The organism is Serratia marcescens subsp. marcescens ATCC 13880 (genome assembly GCF_017299535.1).
GTDB classification, from domain to species: Bacteria; Pseudomonadota; Gammaproteobacteria; order Enterobacterales; family Enterobacteriaceae; genus Serratia; species Serratia marcescens.
On record NZ_CP071238.1, the window covers coordinates 2,622,825 to 2,648,827 of the forward strand.

Sequence of the window (26,003 nt, forward strand, 5' to 3'; positions counted from 1 at the left end):
CTCCTTTACGCATCGAGGATCGGCGCGAACCCGCCAAAGATCATGCGTTTGCCGTCAAACGGCATCTCGCCCAGCGCCTTCATGCGCGGATCGTTCATCATTTTCTCGTTGGCGGCGTCGCGCACCGCCTTGGAGGGGTACTCTATCCAACTGAACACCACCACTTCGTCGTCCTGGGCCTTCACCGCGCCGCGAAAGTCGGTGAGCTTGCCGTCGGGCACGTCATCACCCCAACACTCCACGATGCGCGTGGCGCCAAACTCTTTGAACAGCGGCGCCGCTGCGGCCGCCAACCGGTGATAGGCCTCCTTGTTGGCGGCCGGCACCGCCACCACAAAACCGTCTACGTATTTCATCCTGGCATCCTCTTGTCTGATTAAGGACAGTCGGTTCAGCGCGGGCGACGTTGCCTGCGCCCCCTACCAGTTTAGACGGCGGGCGCGCAACCCGGATCGGAAGTTCAGCGGTCAGGATCGTTCGGAGGGTAAGATTCCGGCGTGGCGACCCGGTTACGGCCGGCGTTTTTCGCTTTGTATACCGCCAGATCCGCCAGTTTGAGCAGGTCGGCCAGGCTGTGGCCGGAACCGCCCGGGCAGGTCACCATGCCAATGCTGACGGTGATCTGCAGCGGATGACCCGCCGGCATGGTGATCGATTCCGCCTCAATGCGTTGCCGCAGCCGTTCGGCCAGCTGCAACCCCTGCTGTGGCTGGCCGAGCGTCGAAACGATAGCGAACTCTTCGCCTCCCATGCGGCCGAACAGGTCACCGACGCTCAGATCGGCGGCGATCGCGCGGGTAAAGGCCATCAGCGCCTGATCGCCGCCGGCATGGCCAAAACGGTCATTAATCGATTTGAAATAGTCGATATCGAGCATCATGACGCACACCAGCTCGCCCTTTTGGTCTATCAACCGTTCGCCGCGCTGCATAAACGCATTGCGCGTCAGCACGTGCGTTAACGCATCGTGATTCGCCACGTGCTCCAGCGTGCGCAGCAGCGCATTACGCGCATAGTTCATGCTGGCCACGGCGATGGGCCCCAGCGCCAACAGCGCGATGCCCAAACGCATCGATACCGCGTTTTGCAACACTTTCATGTCGAGCGTCGCGCTAAGCAACCCGAAATCGATCGCCAGATGGCACCACAGCACATAAATCAGCACCGCAATCATGGTGCAGAACAATGAGAAGGACATCGCCAGCCACAGCAGCACCGGCATGGGAAAGATCACCGCCCCGGGGCCGCCGATCAGCACGCTGCACACCGCCGCCAGCAACAGCAGCGCCAATACCGTGAGTTTTCGTCCCGCGCGCGGCCATTGGCTGCGCTGGGTGAACAGGGCGCCGGCCGCCGCAAGGCGGCGTCGCCAATCGGCGGGAAACGCCAGAATAAACGGCATCAGCGTGACGTAGTTGGTGAATTCGGACGAGAACCACAGCGCCAGCGAGGTCAGATACGGTCTGCCGAACAGCCACTGCGAAGTTGCGGCGCCCACCGCGCCGGTCGCGGCGGCGGCCGCCAGGCAGATGCCGAACAGGTACATGCTGGAGGCGCCACGCTGCAACGTGCGCGCCGGCGGCGACAGCCGCATGAACAACAGATACCCCACCACGACGCCGGTCAGATTGGCGGCGTTCAGCAGCAGCGCCTTTTGCAGCGAACTGCCGGTCAGCAGGTCCGCCGCCAGATAGCCCAGCACCGCCATGCCCCAGCCGGCCCGCGTAGCCCACTGTGGCCGCCGCACCAAAACGGCCAGCAGTACGGCGTTCACCGGCCAGAATATTGCCAAAAAACTGCCGGGACGACTCACGATGCCCAACAGACACAGAGTGAACACCAGCAAAAAAATGATGAGCGCGGGCCAAATTTTCCGGGTATCGGACAACGAGGTGGTTTGCATCTTGGATCCAGAGACTTCCGCTAGCGTAAGGTGACAATCTGTTCGTGTCACAACCGTCGACGATGAGGAGAAGATAAGCGGCCGACTCGCCTATTATTGCCAGTTTTGCCGGCCCGGACATCTGTTTATTCATCTAGGAAAAATATATTTGTGTATCAATATATTGACAGTAATCACCTATCTGGCGAACAAACTGTCGTGACTCTCCCGTCACTACGATCGTTATTGCCACCCAGCCGATTTTTTACCGGCAAAATCGCCGTCTTTTACTGTAAAGACAAAATTAAATCGTGCAGTGAAGGGATACAGGCATTGCCCACTATTCAAAATGCATAAATGATAATTATAATGATAATCGTTACTATTTATTATTTTTCACGGAATTATATGCACCAGTCAGTTCTTCGCCCCCCCACTCAAAGAAATAAAAATCACGTTCTTCACGCGCTGCCCCTGTTTGCCGGTTTGTTCCCCGTGCTGGCGATCGCCGCCGCGACCGGCGCGAAAACGGAGGAATCCATTACGGTAACCGCCACGGCCCAACCTATCGGCAGCTATAGCGCCGATACCGCTTCGACCGCCGGCAAGACCGCCGCGCCGATCGCCGAGGTGCCGCAATCGGTCAGCGTCGTCACCTCTCAGGTCATTGACGACTTCCAGGTCAAAAGCGTCAATGACGCGATGAAGTTCGTCAGCGGCGTCACCCAGGGCAACACGCTCGGCGGCACGGAGGATGGCTTCGTCAAACGCGGGTTCGGGGTTAACTCCGACGGCTCGGTCTTCATCGACGGCGTGCGCAGCAACCAGGGGCTGAGCATGGACGCCACCACCGATCGCGTTGAGGTCCTGAAAGGTTCCGCTTCGCTGCTGTATGGCATCCTCAGCCCCGGCGGCGTCATCAACCTGATCAGCAAAAAACCGCAGTATGACTGGAACACCCGCATCAGCGGCGCCACCAACAGTGTTGGCGGTGGCAGCGGCAGCGTCGATGTGACCGGCCCGCTGGGCGGCGGCTTCGCCTTTCGCCTGATCGCCGAACGCCAGCACGCAGATTACTGGCGCAATTTCGGCAGCGACGAACACACGCTGATCGCCCCCTCGCTCAGTTGGTTCGGCGACCAGGCTTCCTTTAACATCGCCTACAGCGAATACAAGTACGACATTCCTTACGATCGCGGCACCGCATTTATCGACGGCAAGCCGGTCGATGTGCCCTATAACCGCCGCTTGGATGACTACGCTAACCACGCCTGGGGCAAGAACAAACGTCTGAACGCCCATTATGAGTACGCGCTGGATCCGATCTGGACGACCCGCTTCAACTACGCCTGGCTGCAACGCCGTTACGACAGCAACGAAGTGCGCGCCACCGCGGTCGACACCACGACCGGCATCGTCTCGCGCCGCGCCGACGCCAACCGCGGTTTCAATCATCAAACCCACTATTACTCCTGGGATCTGACCGGCTCGCCGCAGCTGTTCGGCATGCAGCACGACCTGCTGCTGGGCGTGGACTACGAGAAGAATCAGACCTACAAAGCCTATTCCTATCGCGGCAAGGTCTCGAAGACCTTCAACATGTACGATCCTGTGTATGGCGAAACGCCGGTCACCGACAGCACCACTTACAGTGACGCGTCAAGCAACCTGCGCGCCACGCTGTTCAGCCGTTCCCTGTACGCCAAGGACAGCATTCATCTCACCGATCAATGGATCGCGGTGCTGGGCGCGCGCTATCAGTCGTATTATCAGAACAACAGCAACGGTTTCCAGAAACCGAAAAATACGCTCAATGACAAAGATGACCAGTTTTTGCCGCAGGCGGGGTTGGTGTATAAGCTGACGCCGAGTCTGTCGCTGTACGGCAATTACAGCCGTTCGTTCACGCCGTCCACCGCTATCGACGACAATGGCGACGTCGCCACGCCGGAAACCGGCACCACCTATGAGGTGGGCGGAAAATGGCAGATCACCCCGGCGTTTGACGCCACGCTGGCGCTCTATCGCATCGATGAAAGCAACATGTCGATCTTTATCAACGGCGTGACCCGCAGCATCCCCAAAGCGCGTTCCACCGGTGTCGAACTGGAGTTGAACGGCGAAGTGGCGCGCAACTGGGATCTCACCGCCAACTACAGCTACGACAAAACCGAAATTGTCGAAGACAACCTCAACCCGGACAACGTCGGCAATCGGCTGGTCAACGCCCCAACCAACATGGGCGGCCTGTACCTCAGCCACCGCATGACATTGCCGGTGGTGCCCGGCGAGGTGCGCATTGGCGGCGGCGCGCGCTACGTCGGCCGCCGCGCCGGCGATCCGGAGAACAGTTTCACCATGCCGGCCTATACCGTGGCGGATGCCTTTGTCGCCTGGGACAGCAAGCTGCTGGGGAAACATACTCAGCTGAAACTGAATGTGAAAAACCTGTTCAACCGCGAATACTATGCCTCCAGCGCCGGTAACTTACGCGTGATTGAGGGTGAACCGCGCAGCCTGAGCCTGCAGGCGACGGTCGATTTCTAACCTGTCACGCCTTGGGCGCCGTTTGGCGCCCGTTTTCTTTGCGCCAGCCCTCAAAACGCCTTGCGACATATCACACCGGCGAGAAAATCCAACAGCGCGCGGTTGAACAATGCCGGCCGCTGCAGCGGCGCGAAGTGGCTGACACCCGGCAGCGTCACCAGACGGGCGCCGGGGATGCTGTTGCTCAGGTAGGCGGCATGTTCGGCGCGGATAAACTCATCGTGTTCGCTGTGAACAACCGTCACCGGCACGCGAATGGCCGCCAAATCCTGTGCGCGGTAGTCCGGCTGGCTGCTCATCATCAGGCTCACGGCGGCGACGAACGCCTCGAAATCGTCCGGCGTCGGCGACAAGGCGGCATAGTCCTGCGCATGGCGCGCAAAACAGCGCTCAACGATGGGGTTGGACGCGGGCGGTTTAACGCCGCTGGCGTCCATATTACAGCCGAAGAAAAAAACGCCGTCCACCCGCTGCGGCGCCCGGTGGGCGGCGATAAGCGCAACACAGGCGCCATCGCTCCAGCCCGCCAGCGCGGCGTGCGGGATCCGCAACGCGTCCATTACCGCCAACAGATCATCGGCCATGCGATCGTAACGGTATGGCCGGGCGTCGCGCGTGCTGCGCCCGTGCCCGCGGCTGTCGATGACCAGCACGCCATACCCGGCGGCCAGCAGCGCCGGCAGTTGATACCCCCAGTTGCCGCTGTGGCCCAGGCCGCCATGCAGCAGGATCACCGTCGGGTCAGCGCCATAGACCGCATACCAGATGTGTGCGCCGTCGTGTTCGACAAAACCCTGCCAGGAACCGGGCGGCAACGGCGGCGCGCCCTGCGCGGCAAAGCGGGTCAAATCGTCGTCGGTTTGCATCTTTCTCCCCTCATTCGCCGAGGTTGAGCATCGACACGGCATCAAGGGAGTATAGATCGCAGCGGCGAACGGTGCCGTTCGCTTTCCCTGCATATACTTAAAGGAGGAATCGCAATGGAGGACGGTGAGATGAAGAAGATAATTCTCGTGTTTTTGACGTTGATGCTGAGCGGTTGTATCGGCGGCGGCGGCGGCCCATCGAATGCGCCTTCGGCATCGCCGAATGAACCTTACACCTGCACCAAATCCAGCGCCAACAGCGACTGCTCGCAATCGGTGGAGCCGTCGATGTACTAGCCACGTTCGGCGGGCCGTCGCTTAACGGCCCGCCGCCTCAGACCGGTGCTAGGAGGAGTGTTCCTCTTCGTTGGCCTGATACCGCGTCGCCTGCTGTTTCATAAACACCACTTCTTGCGGGCTGGACAGGCTCACTTCCTGCGCGCGCAGCAGCTTGAGGATATTGAACAGCAGTTCGCTCTTGGTGGCGCCGACCATGCGCGGGCTCGGCACGTAGCCGGTCACGCTCAGGATAATGCCGTCTGGCCCCAGTTGGCTAAAGCGCACGTAAGGCGCCGGCGTATCCAGAATGGTTTCGTACTCGTTATAGGCGCTGAGCAAGATATTGCGCACCTGCTCCGGATCGATGGAGGTCGGGAACGTCAACGCGATGGTCACTACCCCTTGCGCGTTGCCCATGGTGGCGTTGCGCACGTTCTGCGAGATCAGCTGCGAGTTCGGTACGATCATGGTGGAACGGTCGCTGAGCTGGATTTCGGTGGCGCGCACGTTGATGCGCCGCACGTCGCCTTCCACGCCGCCGATGCCGATCATATCCCCGACCTTCACCGGGCGCTCGGTCAGCAGGATCAGGCCGGAAATAAAGTTCTTCACGATCTCCTGTAAACCGAAACCGATGCCGACCGACAGAGCGCTGACGATCCACGCCAGGTTGCTCCACTGGATGCCCAGCGCCGCCAGGGTGATCAGAATCACCAGCACATAGCCGATATTGCTGAACAGCGTCACCAGCGAGGCGCGGATGCCGACGTCCGAAATGGTTTTCGGCAACAGCTCAGAGCCTAGCCAGCGCCGCACCGCGCGCAGAATGTAGATGCCGATCGCCAGGCAGATCACGGCGTTGAGCAGGTTGCCGGGCACGATGTTGAAACGCTGCAACCCTTCGCCGGTCAGGATGGAGACGATTTTCTCCATCAGCGAGCCCGGCGTGGTGCTGCCGAACGAACCGTTGAACAACGCGACAATCATCAACAGCAACAGCGAACATTTGGCCAGCGCGGTGGTGATGATCGACATCTGTTCCAGGTGGCGGTCCTTGAAGCTGAGCGTTTTCTTCAGCATCTTGCCGCTGACGGTCTGCGGCGAAAACAGCGCGGCGCACAGGTCAGTGGCGAACAGCACCATGAAGTAGAACGCCATCAGCACCAGCACCACCCAGATCAGCTGGTAGGTCAGGAAACGGGCGAAGGCGATGTAGCCGATGAGCAGGGAAAGCAGGATCACCACCGAACAGACCAGGGTGACGATGTGCACCAGCCCGCCGACCAGCGTGCGTTTTTCCAGGTGCGCGCCCTGCTGCTCCAGACGGCGACGAATGCGCTGGCCGCGCAGCGGCGCCGCCAGCAGCACCATGCCGATCAGCCCCGCCACCAGGCCATTGCCGAAGATGGTGGTGGCCAATGAGGCGCTAACGACGTTGTTGATCAGTTCCACGGTGCCGAACGCCAGCGCCAGACCGGCCAGCAGCGGCGAGAAGTAACGCAGCCCGGCGGCCACTTCATTGTCCAGCGAAGCCAGACGCCACGACGGACGATTCAGCGACAGCGCCGCACGCCCCAACCCGGCGATCAGCGCGCAGAAAATCCCCAGACGGTTAAAGCCTTCGGCGAAGTCTTCCAGCATCACCGGCAGCGGCTGCACGCGGATAAAGACGTAATACAGCAGGTTCAGCGCGATCGAGGTAGTGAATACCGTCACCGCCACGGTGGTGATCGCCATAAAGCTGCGACGCAGGCGCCCGTCCGGCAGGAAGCGAATGCTGACCCAGGCAAGGAAACGCTCGGACAAATAGCGCCCCCAGGACCAGACGATCACCGCCAGCGCCAGCAGCGCCAGCGTGCCGTAACGCCATTCATCCTGCCAACTGGCGTCCCAGGCCGCTTTCATCTCGGCATTGAACTGGTCCAGCCGCTGCACATCATCCGCTGACGGCTGCACCACCGGCGTCCAGAATTTGACGCCCAAAATGCTGCCGGTGTTCAGCGCCAGCTGGGTTTTGAACGCCACCCGGCGCAGATCGCTGATCTGCTGGCCCAGGTCGAAGGCGCTGGTCTTGATGGCCTGCGCGCGTTTTACCGCATCGTCCAACTGCTTCTTGCTGTTGTTCAGCGCATTGCGCTGCTGGGCGACGGCCGGGGTTTCCGGCAGCGCGCCCGCCGCCGGGGCCGGCCCCAGCACGTCCAGCTGCGCCTGCAGTTTTTCCTGCAGCGGCTGCAGATCGGTAGCGAGTTTGTCCATGCTGGCGACCAGATCGTCCGTCGCCAACCGCAGCTTGCTGAGCTGGGTGTCGGTCGTCGCTTTGGAAACCAGCTGCTTCATGCTGTCCAACTGCTTTTGCGCGGTTTTCAGCTGCGTAGCGGGATCGGGCGCGCTTTCAGCGGCGGGATCATCCTGAGTGGCGGCGACGGCGCCGAACGGCGTCAGCTGCAAACCCAACAGCAATAATAACAACAGGAGGAACGGGCGAGGCTTTAACATAAATTCAGTGCTCAGCATCATTATCTGATAGACAGACGAACAGGCGGCGGATGAACCGTCGCTTAACCATAAACGCTAATTATAATAGCTGCTTAATGTCGGCCGAAATACCGTAATTATTCCCATTGTGTGCCACGCGCCCGCGCTCGCCTTAGCTTGCTGATTATTCAGGCGCTTTTACTGGCGGCGCGGCGTAAAGCGCTCTATACTCCTGCCACCGATTAACCTGCAACCAATAAAAGGAGACTTACTATGCTGACGTGTGAATTGGTTTTTCACTCACACTTCTTTGGTAATCGTCGCCGCTCAAGCATTACCGGTATCGTGCTGCGATAACCCAGCTTGAGCGAAGCTTACTAAAATCCAGGATCTTCCCTCCGGCTTACCGGGTTGTCGTCAGCGATGTTTGACGATAGGCATTGCCATGCCTGTAACTCTTGAGTAAGCAATGAGCACATTACTGTCTGCACAATCTGTCGGTTACGACAACGCGTTCGGCGTCCTGCTGAGCGAGATATCCTTCAGCCTGAAAAAAGGCGACCGCATCGGTTTGATCGGCGATAACGGCTGCGGCAAAAGCACCCTGCTGCAAATCCTCAGCGGCGCCCTGCCTGCGCACACCGGAACAGTGACATTGTCACATCATTGTCTGATGGCGCGCATCGAACAGCACCTGCCGCCTGAACTGCACGCCTGCTCCCTGCTGGATGCCGTGCTGGCGCAGTTGCCTGCGGGCCAACACCTCAGCGAGCGCTGGCGCTGCGAAGCCTTACTGGTGGAGCTGGGATTTGAATCAGAGAGCTGGATATTGACCGCCGGCACCCTCAGCGGCGGCCAGCATACGCGGCTGTTGTTGGCGCGTGCGCTGATCCGCCAGCCCGACCTGCTGCTGCTCGACGAACCCAGCAACCACCTGGACCTGCCCACACTGCTGTGGCTGGAACAGTTCTTGCGAAGCTGGAACGGCAGTTTCGTGTTGGTGTCACACGACCGCTATCTGCTCGATCAGGTGACCAACTGCACCTGGATCCTGCGCGACAAAACGCTGCAGTTCTTCCGTTTGCCCTGCTCTGCGGCGCGCACCGCGCTGGCGGAACAGGACGCCGCGGACGAACAGCGGCGCCACGCCGAGCAAAAAGAGATCGACCGGGTGGAAAAAAGCGCTAAACGGCTGGCGGTCTGGGGCAAGGTCTACGACAACGAAGATCTGGCGCGCAAGGCCAAGCAAATGGAAAAGCGCGTCGATCGGTTGAAGGAAGAACAGACCACCCTGACCGCCGGCAGCCCGTGGCGGCTGCGGCTGCAGGGAGAAGCGCTGGACGCCGATCGCCTGCTGGCGCTGCCGCACTGGGCGGTGCGCCCGGCGCCGGATGCGCCGGTGCTGTTCAACCTCGAACATCTGCGCGTGAAAAGCGGCGATCGCATCGCCATCGTTGGGCGCAACGGCTGCGGCAAATCGTCGCTGCTGCGTCTGCTGTGGCGCGAGTATCAGCAACAAACGCAGCGCCCGGCGCTGTTCCATCCGCGGGTGCGCATCGGCTATTACGATCAGAGCCTGCAGCAGCTGCGCGATGAAGACACGTTGAGCGAAGCGCTGGCGCAGTTCGCGCCGCTGACCGAGGAACAGCGGAAAATGGCGCTGATCGGCGCCGGGTTCCCTTACCTGCGCCACCATCAGCAGATCCGTTCGCTGAGCGGCGGCGAGCGTTCGCGGCTGCTGTTTGTCGGCCTAACGCTGGCCAACCATTCGTTGCTGCTGCTGGACGAGCCCACCAACCACCTGGATATGGCCGGCAAAGAGGAGCTGGCGGAAACGTTGCGTCAGTTCCCCGGCGCCGTCATGCTGGTCACCCACGATCGGATGCTGATCGAACAGAGCTGCAACCGCTTTTTGCTGATCGACCAGCAAAAATTGGAGGAGTGGCACGATCTGGCGCCGGTGTATCAGCGCCTGGCGGGCGAAACGCCGGCTCTGCCGACGGCGGGCAAGGCCGATGCAGATACTCCGACGCCGGACGAGCGATTGGAAGGCGAAGAAGCGCTGTTGACCGCCCTGTTTGCCCTCGAAAGCAAACTGGAGGCCGATCTGGCGCGCAAGCCGAAGCACCAGAAACCGGAGCTTCAGGCGCGCTGGTGCCGCGAGATTGCCGACATCACCGCCCGGTTGAATCTGGGCTAACCTTGACAGGCCGCCATCCGGCGGCCTGTTTTTTGACGGAGTGCGACATGGCATTTTCCCTTGAGCAAGCCTCGCTCGCGCAGCGGCCGCTGCTAGCGGCCATGCTGTCCGATTGCCTTCACGAGCTGGGCGTCGATGGGGATTACCCCTATTTGCCGCTCTACTGGCGCGAGGCCGGCCGCTACCCCTATTTGATGTTGAGCGATCGGCAAACGGCCGGGTTCGCGTTGGTCAGGCGTCTCGATAGCGCCACCGTCGAAATGGCGGAGTTCTACATCAAGCCCGAATGGCGACGCAACGGGATGGGGCAACGGGCTGCCCGCGCCTTGTTCGCGCGGCATCCCGGCGGTTGGTCGCTGTCAGTCAGCCAGGATAATCCGCGCGGGCTGGCGTTTTGGCGCTCGGTAATACCGGCCGGGGCCAAGACCGAACCGCTTTCAGCCCACGACGCCCTGATACTGCTACGTTTTTATTATCCGCCGCGCTGAACGACACATTACGTTCATTCTTTTATGGCAGAGTAAATCGATTCGTTCTTTGTTATCGAGCCTGCCATGACGTTACTTTCCCCACGGGACATCGAGGCGCGCTACCGCTTCGCGCGTGAGATCGCCCGCGCCGCCGCCGATCTCGCTTTCAGCTTTTATCAACGGCGGCAAAGCCTGGCGGTTGAGTTTAAACAGGGGCTGCAGGATGTGGTCAGCGAAGCCGACCGCCGCGTCGAGGCGCTGATCCGCCGCATGATCAACCGCCGGTTTCCCCTGGACGGATTTCTCGGCGAAGAAAGCGGCGGCAGCGGCGAAAACGCCGCCTGCATTTGGGTCGTCGATCCGATTGACGGCACCGCCTGCTTCCTGAACGGGTTGCATACCTGGTGCATCGCGATAGGCGTGGTGATCGACGGCGAGCCGACGATCGGCGTGGTCTACGATCCCAACCACCGCGAGATGTTCTGCGCCTGTCGCGGCAAAGGCGCTTTCCTGAACGGGGAACCGATCGGCGTGCATGCCGGGCGCAGCGTCGCGGATGGCGTGATGGGCGTCGGGATTTCACCGCGCGCTTCGGCGGAGGAATTCAGCGGCTTTCTCTGTCGCCTGCTGCAGGCGGGAGGAATGTTTGTGCGCAGCGGCTCCGGCGCGCTGATGACCGCCCAGGTGGCCGCCGGTCGGCTGCTGGGCTATTACGAACCGCACATGAACGCCTGGGACAGCCTGCCAGGACTTGTGCTGACGCGCGAAGCCGGCGGCATGGCGAATGACTTTATGCACAATGACGGGCTGCGGCGCGGCAACCCGCTGCTGCTGGCCAACGCGGCGCTCTATCCGCAGTTGGCCGAGCTGATTCAGACGCCGGGCTTGATCGGCTCGACGTGCCCTATCGCGCGCGTAATGGCCGGATAAAGCGCGCGCAGCCGCCGTTCAATCAGATCGACCGCATCGTGCGCGGCGGCGATGGTCACCGCCGGCGAGACCCGGCAGTGGAAGTTAACGATGATGCCGCCGTCGGTCTTGCGCGCGCGGATGTTATGGACGTCTTGCACCATCTCCCCCTGCTCCAGCGCCGACTGCAGTATCCGCCGAATATCGGCCAGCTCCGCCGCATCGACATCCTCGCTGGCCAGCCAATGCGGCGTCTGGGGCTCCAGATGCGTCTCTATTTCAGTGTTTTCGCCGATCGCCTGGCGCAGGATCCCTTCTATTTCCGTGGCGATGTCATGCGCCTGCGCCACGCTGGCGTGGGCCGGCACCGCCAAATCCATGCCGATCGCCATACGCGTCGGCAACTGCTGCAGGGTCACATTCTGCACCTGCGCGCCGTGGTTGGCGGCGATCGCCCGAATGCGCGTCGCCATGTCTTCGTCGCTGCGGGTCTGCGGCACCGCGATGACGGTGAATTCCGCCCTGGCGTACTGCTCCCGCAGCCGTTCGACGATCTCTCGCTTCAGCGCATCGATGCGCTCCAGCGGCAAGGTGCGGCACACCGCCACCGTGATCTCGACAAACAGCACCGCGCCGGCGTTGCGAATGCGCACGCTGTCGCAAGCCAGCACCGCCGGGAAGCTGTCCAGCGTGGCGCGAATGTCTTCGGTCGTCCCGGCCGGCGCAGCGTCCATCAGCGAGTCGAAAGAGCGCTTACCCAATTTAATCGCCGCGATGAAGATAAAACCGGCGACGATCAGCGCCGCGATGGCGTCCGCACGGCCAAAACCCAGCAGCACAAACACCATGCCCAGTAGCACCACGCCGGACGAAAGCATGTCGGAGAAGAAATGCAGCGCATCCGCTTCCAGCGCCGCGCTGTCGGTCGCTTTAGCGACGCGGTTGAGCGCCCGCACGCGGAAGAAATCGACGCAGATGGAGATCAGCAGCACCGCGATCACCACCGGCGCCGCGACGATCTCATGCGGTTGCCCGAGCAGGCTGCCGCCCGCCTCATAGACAATCCAACCGGCGGCAGCCAACAACAGCAGCACCTCGAACAGCGCCGCCAGGTTTTCCACCTTGCCGTGGCCGAAGTGGTGATCGTCATCGGCGGGCTTATCGCTGATGCGCACCGCCAGCCAGGTAATGCTGGTGGCGATAAAATCGGTAAAAGAGTGGATCCCTTCGGATATCAGGCCAATACTGCCGGTGAAAATGCCGGCGACGAATTTGCCCGTAGCCAGCAACCCGCTGGCGATCATCGAGTTTCTGGCTACGGCCTGCTTTTCATTTTGCATGATGCTGCTCACATTCGGACGGTGATTTATTTTTTTACTTTAGAGGATAATTGCCAGACAAAGGCGATCAGCAGCATACTGCCAGAGAATGTCAGCATGAGGCTAGTAAGAAAATTGGATTTTCCGGTGGAATAAAAATAAATCTCATTAACGCCCACCGAGATCATTAAAATGGCGTAGAGCAATCCCAGAATAAGAATCGTCATTATTATCAACTCCCGTTTTAGGCTGCGCGTTCAGCGCGCCGCTAAATCCTCCCCATAATAAATAGCGATCGCGGGGAGGATGCATCTAGGCGGATCTTTAGCGTTCATCAATCATCCCATTTGGTGCTCATATAGGCCGCCAACAGGCCCAGCGAGCTGATCATTGCCAGGAATCCCATAAAAATAGTCATGTTTCCCATTATTTTGTCCTCAGGTTAAATGTTATCGATAAAAGCCCCTTGCGTTAAATATCGGGGTTGGTCGGCGTCCATGGTTTTTAACGTCCTCCTCAGGTTTGTCACATTCCCGCCCTTTACGGGCGGAGCGGTTTAAATACCCAAAACGTGCTGGGCGATTTTGAAATAAATAATCAGGCCGGTGCCATCGATAAAGGTGGCGATAAACGGCGCCGACACCACGGCAGGATCGATGCCGAGCCGTTTCAGCAGCATCGGAATGATCGATGAAACAATGGCGCTCCACACGGTGATCGCCACCAGCGACAGGCTGACGACCAGCGTCACCTCCATGCCGACGCCCATGATCCAGGCGCGCACCCAGGCCGCCAGGCCAATGGTGACGGCGATCAGCAGCGAGGTCGTGACCTCCTTGCGGATCACCGCGCCCAGATTGCGCAGGCTGACCTCGCCCAGCGCCATGGCGCGCACCAGCGTCGAGGTGATCTGGGTGCCGCTGTTGCCGCCGGTGCCGATCAGCAGCGGGATGAAGAACGCCAGCGCAATCGCCGCTTCGAGTTGATCTTCAAACGCTTTCAGCACGTTGCCGGTGTAAGCTTCGGCGACGAACAACATCAGCAACCACACCGAGCGTTTGCGCCACAGCGCCCACGGGCTGGTCTCCAGATAAGGCTTGTCCAGCGGCAGGCTCGCGCCCTGACGCTGCGCGTCTTCGGTGTTTTCATCTTCGACCAGCCGAGCGATCTCGCGCTCGCCCAGTACGCCGACCAGCGTGTTGTTGGCCACCACCGGCACCACGTCCAGCCCCCCTTTGCCCAGCAGATGCGCCACGTCGTTGCGGTCATCGTCGGGTGAAACCTGGAAATAGCTGTAATCCATCATCACGCCGACGGCTTTATCCTGTTCTTCGCACTGCAACAGTTTTTTCACCGACAGTGTGCCGCGCAGATGATAATCGTCCGCGGTAATAAAGACCCGGGTAGGAATTTCGTCCGTTTTGAGCTGTGAAAGTAAATATTCCCGGGCATGATTGACCGTCATCGTCGCGGGAACGGTAATAAAATCGGCGTTCATATAACCGGCGACCGAAGTTTCATCGAGAGTTTCAGTCGCGTTCAGCGCCGGAGAAGAAGAGTATTGATGTGACTTGATCATTTTGTCAGTCCCTATTTCTGTTGTGAACTTCAACAGCGAATCGCATAGGGGCGTAACCACAGAGGGAGTGCAGACTGCCTATCTCCGCGTCCAGGTTTTAGCACTATACAACGTATCCGAGCTGTTGCTCGGAAGTTACTTTGGGCTGAACCTTAATCCGATAAAGCCTGTCTTAACCTTGGGCATCTCTCGATGTCGTCAGATCAGTAACCTGTGTTTGTATAGGAGCCTCGCCAAACGAGATACTGCATATAAACTACCGGCGCAGTATAGGCGTTGTTTTATCCGGCGGGAAGAAAAGATTGCCCGTCGTTTATGGAGTATTTAGGATAATGTTATTAAACGGACATTTATAAAAACGGCTGATATAAATCAGCCGTCTTTTATTTTTCAGTGTTCGAGAATGTAGACGTTTTTATCGTATAAGGCGCCCTGACGAGTAAAGTCGATCCCCTTCACGTAAGGTTTGATGAGCGTGGCGTTGGCTTCGTAGTATACCGGCGCTACCGGCGTATCGACGGCCAGCACCGCCTCGGCCTGCTGGAAATATTGCTGCACCTGCTGCGGTGTCGGCGCCGCCGTCGCCTGGTGCAAAATGCGATCGTACGCCGGGTTGCGGTATTTGGGGCTGTTCTCGCTGCTGTCGGAACGGAACACGTTCAGGAAGGTAGAAGGATCGTCGTAATCCGCCAGCCAGCGGGTAAAGGCCACGCTGTACTGCCCGCGGTTGATATTGTCCAGCGTGACTTTGCGCTCCTGGCTTTGCAAGGTGGCCTCTGCGCCAAGGTTCTTTTTCCACATGGCGGCGGCGGCGATGACGATCTTCTTGATGGTGGCGTCATTGCTGTACAACACGGTAAAGCGCAGCGGATGCTCGGCGTTGAAACCGGCCTCCGCCAGCAGTTGCTTCGCCTGGCCGTGGCGTTGTTCCGGCGTCAAACCGGCCGCGGCGCCGGGCTGCAGGCGATAGCCGCCCGCGCCGGTCGGGGTAAAGGTCCAGGCCGGCTGCTGGCCGTATCCCAACACTTTGCCGGCGACGATCTCTTTATCCAGCGCCAGGTTCAGCGCCTGGCGCACCCGCACATCGTTAAACGGCGCCTGCTGATTATTGAAAGCGAAATAACTGGTGGAGAGCAGCGGATAAGTCACCAGCTGTTGCTCGCCGAGCGTTTTTTTCAGTTGCTGATACAGCTCCGGCGGCGTGGTATACCCCAACTCAACCTCACCGGCGCGAAAACGCGCCACTTCCGGGAAGCCCTGGATCGGCAAGAAGGTTACCTTGTTGAGCACGGTATTGGCGTTATCCCAATACTGCGGGTTACGTTCCACCACCACCTTTTCGTTCACCACCCACTGGCTGAGGCGAAACGCCCCGTTGCCGACAAAGTGCGCCGGCTGCGTCCAGTTTTTGCCGTACTGCTCCACCACCTTGCGGTTAACCGGCAAAACCGGGAAATGCACCAGTTGCTTGAGCAGATAGGAATTGGGCTCCGACAGCGTCACCTGCAGAGTGTGCGCATCCAGCGCCTTGACGCCCAGCTCGCTCGGCGGTTTGCTGCCGGCGTTGATCGCTGCGGCATTCAGCACGTAGGCCGAAGCCAGATAGCTGCCGTACGGCGAGGCGGTTTTCGGATCGGTGAGGCGCCGCCAGCTGTAAACGAAATCGTCGGCGGTCACCGGGTCGCCGTTCGACCATTTGGCCTGCGGCCGCAGGTGGAAAGTCCAGACGTTGCCCTGATGCTCCCATTTCTGCGCCAGCGCCGGGATGGCTGCGCCGTCTTTTCCGACGCGCAGCAGACCTTCGAACAGATCGTTGAAGATATAGAACTCCACATTGCTCTCGGCCAGGTTCGGATCCAGCGTCGCCGGTTCATACCCGTTGGCCCGCACCAGCTCTTGCACCGCCGCCAGTTTAACGCCTGCCGGCACCTCGGCGGCATGGGTAGCCGTAGCGTTAAAAGCCAGGAGGATTAAACCAGCCAGTTTCTTGCCATTAAATGAATATTTCACGTCGATATCCCTGATTAGTGTTTTATCGCGTTTAATATGCAATGAGGCAGTGGAATAAATTAAATTATTAATCGCTATGAGTCATAACCAAAAGCGGTGTTGAATTTCTTTCATTATCAAAGAAGTACTGGCGACGGAACGATGAAGAACATGAGGATAAACGCGGAGACCGGCATTGCCGCCGGGAACGCCGTGAATCGGCGGTGACATAAATTCAGGCAATCAATATAGATTATTCCAGCCGAAGCTTAACGTATCCTTAGGGCAATTCATTTTGTGAGCGATCGTCAAAAATAATTTAATACGAATCGTTTTCACTATCATTATTGATGTTCTTGGCTAAAATCGGCCTGCTTGCGCTTGCCAGGCGATATTCGTTTTCTTCATTCGAACGCTAAAAAGGATAACTGCATGAAGCTGCGTATTTCATCTCTCGGCCCCGTCGCCCTGCTCGCCTCCTCGATGATGCTGGCCTTTGGCGCTCAGGCGGCCTCCGCCGACCAGGGCATCGTTATTTACAACGCCCAGCATGAAAATCTGGTGAAATCCTGGGTCGACGGGTTTACCAAAGACACCGGCATCAAAGTCACGCTGCGCAACGGCGGCGACAGCGAGCTGGGCAATCAGCTGGTGCAGGAAGGCAGCGCCTCGCCTGCCGACGTGTTCCTGACGGAAAACTCCCCGGCGATGGTGTTGGTGGATAACGCCAAGCTGTTCGCCCCGCTGGACGCCGCCACGCTGGCCCAGGTGGAACCACAATATCGCCCAAGCCACGGCCGCTGGATCGGCATCGCCGCCCGTTCTACCGTGTTTGTTTATAACCCGGCCAAACTCAGCGACGCGCAGTTGCCGAAGTCACTGCTGGATCTGGCCAAACCGGAATGGAAAGGCCGTTGGGCCGCTTCGCCATCGGGCGCCGATTTCCAGGCGATCGTCAGCGCGCTGCTGGAGCTGAAAGGCGAGAAAGCCACGCTGGCGTGGCTGAAAGCGATGAAAACCAACTTCACCGCCTATAAGGGCAACAGCACGGTAATGAAAGCGGTCAATGCCGGCCAGGTCGACAGCGGTGTGATCTATCACTACTACCCGTTCGTGGATGGCGCGAAAACCGGCGAAAACAGCAACAACATCAAGCTGTATTACTTCAAACATCAGGATCCTGGCGCGTTCGTTAGCATCTCCGGCGGCGGCGTGCTGGCTTCCAGCAAGCATCAGCAGCAGGCGCAGGCGTTCATCAAGTGGATCACCGGCAAACAGGGCCAGGAAATCCTGCGCACCAACAACGCCTTCGAATACGCCGTCGGCGTCGGCGCGGCCTCCAACCCGAAACTGGTGCCGCTGAAAGATCTGGACGCACCGAAAGTAGACGCCGCACAGCTGAACAGTAAAAAAGTTGTCGAACTGATGACCGAGGCCGGCCTGCTGTAAGGCCCGCCGGCAAACCGAGAGTTTTTGATCGTTATGTCAAACCTGAGTACCCACGCCGCGCAGACCGCGCGGCGTTATTCTGTTGTCCCCCGTCACCCGCGGCCAGGGGCGATCGTGGTGGTCAGCGCCGTGTTGCTGTCGCTGCTGGCGCTGTTGCCGCTGGGATTCGTTATCGGCGTGGCGTTTGAAACCGGCTGGCAAACGGTCAAAGCACTGGTTTTCCGCCCACGGGTGGCGGAACTGCTGTTGAATACTCTGTTGTTGGTGGTGTTGACGCTGCCGATCTGCGCCGTGCTGGGCGTGGCCCTGGCCTGGTTGACCGAACGCACCACGCTGCCGGGCCGCCGTCTCTGGGCGGTATTGGCGACCGCGCCGCTGGCGGTGCCGGCCTTCGTGCAAAGCTATGCCTGGATCAGCCTGGTGCCGTCGATGCACGGCCTGGGCGCTGGCGTTTTCATCTCGGTGCTCGCTTATTTCCCGTTTATCTACCTGCCGGCCGCCGCCGTGCTGCGCCGCCTGGATCCCGGTATCGAGGACGTCGCCACCTCACTCGGCTCGCGGCCGCCGGCGGTGTTTTTCCGCGTGGTATTGCCTCAATTGAAACTGGCGGTCTGGGGCGGCTCGCTGCTGATCGCGCTGCACCTGCTGGCGGAGTATGGCCTGTACGCCATGATCCGTTTCGATACCTTCACCACCGCGATCTTCGATCAGTTCCAGTCGACCTTCAACGGCCCGGCGGCCAACATGCTGGCCGGCGTGTTGGTGCTGTGCTGCCTGGGGCTGCTGTTGCTTGAGGCGATAAGCCGCGGCCGCGCGCGCTATGCCCGCGTCGGTTCCGGCAGCGCCCGCAGCCAAACGCCGCGCCGCCTTTCGCCGCCGCTCGCCGCGCTGGCGCTGCTGCTGCCGATCGCGCTGACCGCGCTGGCGTTGGGCGTGCCTTTCATCACCCTAGCCCGCTGGCTGTGGCTGGGTGGATTCGAGGTGTGGCGCAACGCCGAGCTGTGGCCCGCGCTGTGGCAAACGCTGTCGCTGTCCGCCGCTGGCGCGCTGCTGATCACGCTGTGCGCCATTCCGATGGCCTGGCTCTCGGTACGCTATCCGGCCCGACTGTATCGGGTGCTGGAAGGCTGCAACTACGTGACCAGCTCGCTGCCCGGCATCGTGGTGGCGCTGGCGCTGGTGACCATCACCATTCACAGCTTCAGGCCGATTTACCAGACCGAAATCACTCTGCTGCTGGCGTATCTGCTGATGTTTATGCCGCGGGCGCTAATCAATCTGCGCGCCGGTATCGCACAGGCGCCGGTGGAATTGGAAAACGTGGCGCGCAGCCTGGGCAAATCGCCGGCGCAGGCGTTGTGGAGCACCACGCTGCGGCTGGCGGCGCCGGGCGCCGCTGCGGGCGCGGCGCTGGTATTCCTGGCGATCGCCAATGAACTGACCGCCACGCTGCTGCTGGCGCCGAACGGCACCCGCACGCTGGCCACCGGCTTCTGGGCGCTGACCAGCGAGATAGACTACGTCGCCGCCGCGCCTTATGCGCTGATTATGGTGGCGCTGTCATTGCCGCTCACCTGGCTTCTTTATTCTCAATCTAAACGCACGGCGGGACTATGAGCACGCTCGAACTGCACGGTATCGGAAAATCTTACAACGCCATCAGAGTGCTGGAACACATCGACCTGCAGGTTGCCGCCGGCAGCCGCACGGCGATCGTCGGCCCTTCCGGCTCCGGCAAAACCACTCTGCTGCGCATCATCGCCGGCTTTGAAATCCCCGACGGCGGCCAGATCCTGCTGCAGGGACAAGCCATGGGCAACGGCGGCGGCTGGGTGCCTGCGCATCTGCGCGGCATCGGTTTCGTTCCGCAGGATGGCGCGCTGTTCCCGCATTTTACCGTCGCCGGCAACATCGGTTTTGGCCTCAAAGGCGGCAAGCGCGAGAAACAGCGGCGCATCGAGGCGCTGATGGAGATGGTGGCGCTGGATCGCCGTCTGGCGGCGCTGTGGCCGCACGAGTTGTCCGGCGGGCAGCAACAGCGGGTCGCGCTGGCGCGCGCCCTGTCGCAGCAACCCCGGCTGATGCTGCTAGATGAACCGTTCTCGGCGCTGGATACCGGCCTGCGCGCCGCCACCCGCAAAGCGGTGGCCGAACTGCTGACGGAGGCCAAGGTGGCATCGATTCTGGTCACCCACGATCAGAGCGAGGCGCTGTCGTTCGCCGATCAGGTGGCGGTGATGCGCAGCGGCCGGCTGGCGCAGGTGGGCGCGCCGCAGGATCTCTATCTGCGGCCGGTTGATGAGCCGACCGCCAGCTTCCTTGGCGAAACGCTGGTGTTGACCGCCGAACTGGCGCACGGCTGGGCCGACTGCGCACTGGGGCGCATCGCCGTCGACGATCGCCAACGCAGCGGCCCGGCGCGCATCATGCTGCGCCCGGAGCAGATTCAAATCGGTTTGTCCGATCCGGCGCAGCGCGGCCAGGCGGTGATCACCGGCATCGATTTCGCCGGCTTCGTCTCCACCCTCAATCTGCAAATGGCGGCCACCGGGGCACAGCTCGAGATCAAAACCGTCAGCCGCGAAGGCCTGCAGCCCGGGGCGCAGGTCACTCTCAACGTGATGGGCCAGGCGCATATTTTCGCCGGCTGACTCTCTTAAGGCCGGGCTGCCCCCCCGGCCTTCTCAGCGGCAAATCTTGTCTCGGCGCGGCTTTTTCGGCGCCAGCAGATAATCCACCACGCTTTCGTCAACGCAGCTGTCGATACCGTTCAGCGCCAGCGTATGCCCGTCGCGTTCGCGGGTGATCAGCGGGCTTTTAAAGGCGGCGGCCATCGCTTGGGCATTGCGGTACGGCGTGGTCGGATCGTAGCGCTGCGCGACGAACAGCAGCGGCGGCAGCGCGGCGGACGCCACCGGGGTGTGCGGCCGATCTTTGCCGCGGTACGGCCACAGATCGCACATTTCCAGCGGATACTCGTGCAACGGCAGGTAGTGAGCGTACAAAGCGGCGGTATTGATCTCCTGCCGCTGCCTGCGCAACTGCTGCGGATCGGCCGTCGGGTTGGCGACGTCGGCGCAGGTGATGACGTTCAGGGCGTCATCGGCGTCCGGCGAATAGCTTTCGTCGATCAGATCGGAAACCTGCTGCCCCGCGATGCCGGCATCGAGCTGGCGCAGCACGGTCGCCAGTTCATGCCAGCGCTCCGGCCACAGCAGCAGCGAACGCGTGACCGTCAGCACATCGTCGGCGGAGATTTCATAGCCTGCCGCAGTGACGAACGGCTGCTCGTGCAGCTTGCGCAGCAAAGCGTGATAGCGCTGAAGCGCCTGATTGGCGCCGCCGCCCAGCTGACAACTGTCGGTTTTGCCGCAGTAGGCGGTGAAGCGCAGGAAGCTTTGCTGAAACCCCCGTTCCTGGTTCAGCCGCTGGGTGAAATCGTCCTCCGCCAGATCCACCACCCCGTCCAGCACCAGCGCGCGCGTTTTCTTCGGAAAACGTTCGGCATACAGCGCCGCCACCTTGGTGCCGTAAGAGTACGCCACCGCCGTCAGCCCCGGTTCGCCCAGCGCCTGGCGGATTGCGTTCAGATCGTTGACCGCCTCGTCGGTGCCGATGTGTTGCAACACGTCCGCGCCGGTTTGTTTGATGCAGGCGGCAATCAGGGCGCGCGTCTGATTCTCCGCACCGGCCACGTCGTTGTCGTCCGGCGTCGGGGTTTCGTCGCCTTCGGCCAGCTGGCAGGAGATTTTCGGCGTCGACTGACCGACGCCGCGCGGATCGTAGCCGATGATGTCGTAGGATTTTCGCAGCTTGGCGACATGGGCGTCGTTGCCCAGATAGGGGTTGATGCCCGGCAGGCCCGGTCCACCGCTGATCATTACTACGCTGCCCTTTTTCGGCCCGGTGGCGGGCTGCAGGGTCAGCGCCAGACGCACGGTCTGTTCGCCCGCCTGCGCCGCATGGGCGGGCGGCGTGGCGTACGCCAGCGGCACCTCGAGATAGCCGCAGCGCAGCCCCGGCGGCGGCGCCTCATCGAACCAGCGCTGAAAGCCGCTGTTGAGACAAGATTGCCAACGAATGCCGTTCCCGGCCGCCGCCCCGTGGAGCGCAGGCTTGGCCTGAGCGGGCAACGCGGCGGCGGTCGCGGCGAGCAGCGCCAGAATACGCAGTACTGACATGGGGAGTCCTTTCAACTCAACGAATCGGTCAAAGGGTAAAGATTCTCGGTTAAACCGCTAGCCAATAGAACATAAAAAAACGCGCGGGTGAAGCCGACGCCGCGCGTATGGAAAGACTTTTCTTTGCTCAGATTGATCTTATAACGCACAGAATGCTGCAAAAAATGCCATTCACCTGCTAGGCTTAGGGTTCGTTAACCCACAAGGAACAGGAGAGCAGCATGTTTGGAAAAGCGGAAGACAAAGCCAATGAAGCCGCAGGTGCGGTACAAGAAGCGTTCGGCAAAGCCGTTGATTCTCCGGAGCATCAGGTGCGCGGCGCGGCGCGCAAATACGCCTCCCAGGCCAGCTATGCCGCCCGAGACGCGGCGGATAGCGTAAGAACCCAGGTGGAAGCCAACCCGCTGGCCGGCGTAGCCGTTGCGGCGGCGGTCGGCATCGTTTTCGGCTTCTTGCTGGGACGCAAATAAGCGGCGAACGCGCCGCTCGACAACAGGCCCGTTACGGGCCTTTTTTTCGCCCTTTCTTCACCTGCGTGCAAACTTTCATCTATCACAGCCATCGCTTAAAAAAACCAACGCCTTCAACTACGATTAGTTTGTGACCAGAGCGAGGCTCTGCGATCCGGCGGATAACCCTATGAGGATTATCACCATTATCCATGCTGTTTAAGCCGCTCTCCTTCATGCGGCTAAGAAAGGTTGATTATGGCTCGCACCACCCCTATCGAACGTTACCGCAATATCGGCATCTCCGCGCATATCGATGCCGGCAAGACCACCACCACCGAGCGGATTCTGTTTTACACCGGGGTCAGCCACAAGCTGGGTGAAGTGCATGACGGCGCGGCGACCATGGACTGGATGGCGCAGGAACAGGAGCGCGGCATCACCATCACCTCGGCGGCCACCACCTGCTTCTGGAACGGCATGCAGCATAATTATCCGCAGCACCGCATCAATATCATCGACACCCCCGGGCACGTCGATTTCACCATTGAAGTGGAGCGCTCGATGCGCGTGCTGGACGGCGCCGTGATGGTCTATGACTCGGTGGGCGGCGTGCAGCCGCAGTCGGAAACCGTCTGGCGGCAGGCCAACAAGTACAAGGTGCCGCGGCTGGCGTTCGTCAACAAGATGGACCGCATCGGCGCGGACTTTTTCCGCGTACGCAAAATGATGATCGAGCGCCTCAAAGCCAATCCGGTGCCGATCGTTATTCCTATCGGCGCCGAAGACCACTTCAGCGGCGTGGTGGATCTGGTGCGGATGAAAGCCATTCTGTGGGACGAAGCCTCGCAGGGCATGAACTTCAGCTTCGAAGAGATCCCGGCAGAGCTGCGCGACTCGGCGCAGGAGTGGCGTGAAAATATGATTGAGGCCGCCGCCGAAGCCTCGGAAGAACTGATGGAGAAATACCTTAACCAGGTGCCGCTGAGCGAAGAGGAGATCGTTCACGGGCTGCGGGTGCGCACCGTCGCCGGCGAAATTCAGCCGATGCTGTGCGGGTCGGCGTTCCGCAACAAGGGGGTGCAGCGCATGCTGGACGCGGTGATCGAGCTGATGCCCTCGCCGCTCGACGTGCCGCCGATGGAAGGCCACGGCGAACACGATGAAATCATCACCCGCAAAGCCGACGATAATGAAAAATTCTCGGCGCTGGCGTTCAAGCTGATGACCGATCCGTTCGTCGGCCAACTCACCTTCGTGCGCGTCTACTCCGGGGTGCTGGCCAAAGGCAGCAGCGTTTACAACCCGATCAAGGGCAAAAAGGAACGCATCGGCCGCATCGTGCAAATGCATGCCAACGATCGTAAGGACATCGACGAGCTGCACGCCGGCGACATCGCCGCCTGCGTCGGCCTGAAGGACGTCACCACCGGCGATACGCTGTGCGACCCTGGCGCCATCATTACGCTGGAGCGCATGACCTTCCCCGAACCGGTGATCGCCCAGGCGATCGAGCCGAAAACCAAGGGCGATCAGGAGAAAATGGGCATCGCGCTGCAGCGGCTCTCTTCGGAAGATCCGTCGTTCCGCGTGCGTACCGATGAAGAATCCGGCCAGACCCTTATCTACGGCATGGGCGAGCTGCACCTGGAGATCATCGTCGATCGCATGCGCCGCGAGTTCGGGGTGGAAACCACCACCGGCAAGCCGCAGGTGTCGTACCGCGAAACCATCCGCAAACGGGTGGCCGACGTGGAAGGCAAGTTCGTGCGCCAGTCCGGCGGTAAAGGGCAATACGGCCACGTGGTGCTGACCGTCGAGCCGAACGAACCCGGCAAAGGCTTCGAGTTCTTCGATGAAATCAAGGGCGGCGTCATTCCCGGCGAGTTTATTCCGGCGGTGAAAAAAGGCGTGACCGAGGCGCTGAACAACGGCGTGCTGGCCGGTTATCAGGTGGTGGACGTCAAAGTGCACCTGACCTTCGGTTCTTACCATGACGTCGACTCGTCGGAACAGGCGTTCCGCATGGCGGCGATCTTCGGCTTCAAGGACGCCTGCCGTCTGGCGGATCCGGTGATCCTTGAGCCGATCATGTCGGTGGAAGTGGAAACGCCGGAGGATTACGCCGGCAACGTGATGGGCGACCTCTCCTCACGCCGCGGTCTGGTGCAGGGCATGGAAGAGATCCCGGGCGGCGGCGGCAAGGAGATTCGCGCCAAGGTGCCGCTGTCCGAGATGTTCGGTTACTCGACCACCCTGCGTTCGATGTCGCAGGGCCGCGCCACCTACACCATGGAATTCAGTCACTACGCCGAAGCGCCGCGCAACGTGGCCGAAGAGATCATTCACCACAGCAAGCGTTAACCCTCACGCCCGCCGCCACGGCGGGCGTTATCTCGGTTTGTCTTCCAGCGCCACCACCACCGGCTGCGGCTTGATGCGCATGGCGTACACCACGCCGGCGATCAGACAGACGATGCCGGCCAGCGTCAGCAGCGGCGGCCAGGCCTGGCGCAGCAGAAAGGTATAGGCCAACCCCGCCAAAATTTCGAACACGATGAGCGGCCCCACCAACACCGTCGGCAGCCGCTGGCTGGCTTCGTTCCAGCACAGCGCCCCCAGCCAGGAGCAGAACACGCCAATAACCAGCATCAGCGGGATAAACACCTCGGGGCGCGGGCCGAACGGCAAGGCGAACGCCGGTTCGCTCAGCGCCAATTGGCCGCAGACCGCCAGATAGCCCAGCAGCGCCAGCGGCAGCGTCACCAGCCCTTGCGCCGTGGCCCAGGTGGCCGGCCGCTGCGTCGGATTCTCCCGCAGCCAGCGTGAATTGCGCAGCGGGAACCAGGTCCAGCACGCCACCGCCAACACGGCCAGCCCAAGACCGCTGAGATAGCGCCAGCCGTCGATCGGCACCGCATTGCCGCGCAGCTCGGCGACGTTCACGCACGCTAACCCGCAGACGATCAGCAGCAGCGCCGGCGCCAGCTGGCCCCAGGCCAGGCGCCCGTCATGCCGGCCGTAAAACAGATTGGCGCAAATGGCGATCACCACCGGCAAGGTGCCGATGATCATGGTCGACACCGGCGCCCCGGTGCGCTGAATGGCGCTGGCCAGGCACAGGTAGTACAGCAGATTGCCGATGGCCGTCAGCTTGAGCGCTTCCAGCCAATCCTGACGCCGCAGCTTGCGCAGACGGCGACGATCAAACCACGCCAGCGGCAAGGTAATCAGCCCAAAGGCCAGATAGCGCCCGGTGGACTGCAGCGCGGCGGGATAGTCCGGCACCAGCAGCGGGCCGACGAAAATCAGTCCCCACATCAGCCCGGCGGCCAGGGCAAACACAACGCCAATGAACATAACGACTCCGACAAACGGCCGGCGCGGCCAACCCGCCCGACAAGACAGC

General features: G+C 60.9%; 21 protein-coding genes and 1 riboswitch. Of the genes, 10 read left to right on the plus strand and 11 right to left on the minus strand.

The window, feature by feature from the left end:
* Nucleotides 1-5: 5 nt before the first annotated feature.
* Nucleotides 6-356, minus strand: a complete 351-nt coding sequence (locus J0F90_RS12540; protein WP_016927653.1) for a DUF1428 domain-containing protein — start codon at nucleotides 354-356, stop codon at nucleotides 6-8.
* 104 nt (nucleotides 357-460) lie between these two features.
* Nucleotides 461-1,903, minus strand: a complete 1,443-nt coding sequence (locus J0F90_RS12545; protein ID WP_033640226.1) for a GGDEF domain-containing protein — start codon at nucleotides 1,901-1,903, stop codon at nucleotides 461-463.
* A gap of 465 nt (nucleotides 1,904-2,368) precedes the next feature.
* Here J0F90_RS12545 and J0F90_RS12550 point away from each other — a divergent pair, with 465 nt between their 5' ends.
* Complete coding sequence (locus J0F90_RS12550) at nucleotides 2,369-4,429, plus strand: TonB-dependent siderophore receptor (protein WP_033640225.1); 2,061 nt, start codon at nucleotides 2,369-2,371, stop codon at nucleotides 4,427-4,429.
* A gap of 50 nt (nucleotides 4,430-4,479) precedes the next feature.
* On the opposite strand, the gene J0F90_RS12555 is transcribed toward J0F90_RS12550, so the two are convergent.
* On the minus strand, nucleotides 4,480-5,295 hold the full coding sequence (locus J0F90_RS12555; RefSeq protein ID WP_033640224.1) for an alpha/beta fold hydrolase: 816 nt from the start codon (nucleotides 5,293-5,295) through the stop codon (nucleotides 4,480-4,482).
* A gap of 129 nt (nucleotides 5,296-5,424) precedes the next feature.
* On the opposite strand from J0F90_RS12555, the gene J0F90_RS12560 reads away from it, so the two are divergent.
* Nucleotides 5,425-5,592: a hypothetical protein gene (locus J0F90_RS12560; protein WP_227944600.1), complete on the plus strand. Its 168-nt coding sequence runs from the start codon at nucleotides 5,425-5,427 to the stop codon at nucleotides 5,590-5,592.
* 48 nt (nucleotides 5,593-5,640) lie between these two features.
* On the opposite strand, the gene J0F90_RS12565 is transcribed toward J0F90_RS12560, so the two are convergent.
* On the minus strand, nucleotides 5,641-8,070 hold the full coding sequence (locus tag J0F90_RS12565) for a DUF3772 domain-containing protein (protein ID WP_042706499.1): 2,430 nt from the start codon (nucleotides 8,068-8,070) through the stop codon (nucleotides 5,641-5,643).
* 448 nt (nucleotides 8,071-8,518) lie between these two features.
* On the opposite strand from J0F90_RS12565, the gene J0F90_RS12570 reads away from it, so the two are divergent.
* The 3 genes from J0F90_RS12570 to J0F90_RS12580 all read left to right on the plus strand — a co-directional run bounded on the left by J0F90_RS12570 (nucleotide 8,519) and on the right by J0F90_RS12580 (nucleotide 11,649).
* A complete protein-coding gene (locus tag J0F90_RS12570) occupies nucleotides 8,519-10,249 on the plus strand; it encodes an ABC-F family ATP-binding cassette domain-containing protein (protein ID WP_033640222.1) in 1,731 nt (576 codons plus the stop codon).
* A 47-nt stretch (nucleotides 10,250-10,296) separates the two neighbouring features.
* Nucleotides 10,297-10,737, plus strand: a complete 441-nt coding sequence (locus J0F90_RS12575) for a GNAT family N-acetyltransferase (RefSeq protein WP_033640221.1) — start codon at nucleotides 10,297-10,299, stop codon at nucleotides 10,735-10,737.
* A gap of 66 nt (nucleotides 10,738-10,803) precedes the next feature.
* On the plus strand, nucleotides 10,804-11,649 hold the full coding sequence (locus tag J0F90_RS12580; protein ID WP_033640220.1) for an inositol monophosphatase family protein: 846 nt from the start codon (nucleotides 10,804-10,806) through the stop codon (nucleotides 11,647-11,649).
* Here the strand turns inward: J0F90_RS12580 and J0F90_RS12585 are convergent.
* From J0F90_RS12585 to J0F90_RS12605, 5 genes are all read right to left on the minus strand, one after another.
* Complete coding sequence (locus J0F90_RS12585; RefSeq protein ID WP_033640219.1) at nucleotides 11,592-12,968, minus strand: cation diffusion facilitator family transporter; 1,377 nt, start codon at nucleotides 12,966-12,968, stop codon at nucleotides 11,592-11,594. The two genes, J0F90_RS12580 and J0F90_RS12585, sit on opposite strands and share 58 nt — an antisense overlap.
* 26 nt (nucleotides 12,969-12,994) lie before the next feature.
* A complete protein-coding gene (locus tag J0F90_RS12590) occupies nucleotides 12,995-13,174 on the minus strand; it encodes a hypothetical protein (RefSeq protein ID WP_004938106.1) in 180 nt (59 codons plus the stop codon).
* A 107-nt stretch (nucleotides 13,175-13,281) separates the two neighbouring features.
* Nucleotides 13,282-13,374, minus strand: a complete 93-nt coding sequence (mgtS, locus tag J0F90_RS12595; protein WP_004938109.1) for a protein MgtS — start codon at nucleotides 13,372-13,374, stop codon at nucleotides 13,282-13,284.
* Nucleotides 13,375-13,503: 129 nt separating this feature from the next.
* Complete coding sequence (locus J0F90_RS12600) at nucleotides 13,504-14,526, minus strand: magnesium transporter (RefSeq protein WP_033640218.1); 1,023 nt, start codon at nucleotides 14,524-14,526, stop codon at nucleotides 13,504-13,506.
* 75 nt (nucleotides 14,527-14,601) lie between these two features.
* Nucleotides 14,602-14,775: riboswitch (M-box (ykoK) riboswitch) on the minus strand.
* A 141-nt stretch (nucleotides 14,776-14,916) separates the two neighbouring features.
* Nucleotides 14,917-16,536 (minus strand): ABC transporter substrate-binding protein, encoded by a 1,620-nt coding sequence (locus J0F90_RS12605; protein ID WP_033640217.1) that lies wholly within the window; start codon nucleotides 16,534-16,536, stop codon nucleotides 14,917-14,919.
* Nucleotides 16,537-16,947: 411 nt separating this feature from the next.
* Here J0F90_RS12605 and J0F90_RS12610 point away from each other — a divergent pair, with 411 nt between their 5' ends.
* The 3 genes from J0F90_RS12610 to J0F90_RS12620 are packed head-to-tail and all read left to right on the plus strand — an operon-like array spanning nucleotide 16,948 to nucleotide 20,615.
* Complete coding sequence (locus J0F90_RS12610) at nucleotides 16,948-17,964, plus strand: iron ABC transporter substrate-binding protein (protein ID WP_016927639.1); 1,017 nt, start codon at nucleotides 16,948-16,950, stop codon at nucleotides 17,962-17,964.
* Nucleotides 17,965-17,997: 33 nt separating this feature from the next.
* Nucleotides 17,998-19,581 carry an ABC transporter permease gene (locus tag J0F90_RS12615; RefSeq protein ID WP_033640216.1) on the plus strand — a complete coding sequence of 528 codons (1,584 nt, stop codon included), beginning with the start codon at nucleotides 17,998-18,000 and terminating at the stop codon, nucleotides 19,579-19,581.
* Nucleotides 19,578-20,615, plus strand: a complete 1,038-nt coding sequence (locus tag J0F90_RS12620; RefSeq protein WP_033640215.1) for an ABC transporter ATP-binding protein — start codon at nucleotides 19,578-19,580, stop codon at nucleotides 20,613-20,615. Before J0F90_RS12615 ends, J0F90_RS12620 begins: the two co-directional genes overlap by 4 nt.
* A gap of 33 nt (nucleotides 20,616-20,648) precedes the next feature.
* Here J0F90_RS12620 and J0F90_RS12625 read toward each other — a convergent pair whose 3' ends face one another.
* Nucleotides 20,649-22,145 carry an alpha/beta hydrolase gene (locus tag J0F90_RS12625; protein ID WP_033640214.1) on the minus strand — a complete coding sequence of 499 codons (1,497 nt, stop codon included), beginning with the start codon at nucleotides 22,143-22,145 and terminating at the stop codon, nucleotides 20,649-20,651.
* Nucleotides 22,146-22,366: 221 nt separating this feature from the next.
* Between J0F90_RS12625 and J0F90_RS12630 the strand changes: the two genes are divergently transcribed.
* Both J0F90_RS12630 and fusA read left to right on the plus strand, forming a co-directional pair.
* Nucleotides 22,367-22,615, plus strand: a complete 249-nt coding sequence (locus tag J0F90_RS12630) for a CsbD family protein (protein WP_016927634.1) — start codon at nucleotides 22,367-22,369, stop codon at nucleotides 22,613-22,615.
* Between the two features lie 237 nt (nucleotides 22,616-22,852).
* Nucleotides 22,853-24,958 carry an elongation factor G gene (fusA, locus tag J0F90_RS12635; protein ID WP_033640213.1) on the plus strand — a complete coding sequence of 702 codons (2,106 nt, stop codon included), beginning with the start codon at nucleotides 22,853-22,855 and terminating at the stop codon, nucleotides 24,956-24,958.
* Nucleotides 24,959-24,985: 27 nt separating this feature from the next.
* Here fusA and J0F90_RS12640 read toward each other — a convergent pair whose 3' ends face one another.
* Complete coding sequence (locus J0F90_RS12640) at nucleotides 24,986-25,954, minus strand: DMT family transporter (RefSeq protein WP_033640212.1); 969 nt, start codon at nucleotides 25,952-25,954, stop codon at nucleotides 24,986-24,988.
* Between the last annotated feature and the right edge of the window lie 49 nt (nucleotides 25,955-26,003).